The organism is Pseudomonas sp. JV245A (genome assembly GCF_032424515.1).
GTDB lineage: Bacteria > Pseudomonadota > Gammaproteobacteria > Pseudomonadales > Pseudomonadaceae > Aquipseudomonas > Aquipseudomonas protegens.
Window position 1 is genome coordinate 1 of sequence record NZ_VYKE01000673.1, and the last position, 224, is coordinate 224.

The window sequence follows — 224 nt, forward strand, 5'->3', positions numbered from 1 at the left end:
CCTCAAGGCACGCTCGGCGGCCCTGGAAGAAGTGGTGCTGACCGACGTCTGCTCCTACACCCTGGGGATCGAGACCTCCCAGCAATACGGCAACCAGATCGAGAGCGGGCACTACCTGCCGATCATCGAGCGCAACAGCGTGGTGCCGGTAAGCCGGGTCAAGACCGTGCAGACCTTGCATGACAACCAGGAGCAGGTGCTACTGAAGATCTTCCAGGGCGAAA

The 224-nt window shown here is 61.2% G+C and carries 1 protein-coding gene; it reads left to right on the forward strand.

Features of this window, described 5'->3' with window-relative positions:
* Positions 1-224, forward strand: a 224-nt coding sequence (locus F6S12_RS33565) for an Hsp70 family protein (RefSeq protein ID WP_315870090.1), incomplete at both ends; no start/stop codon positions are given.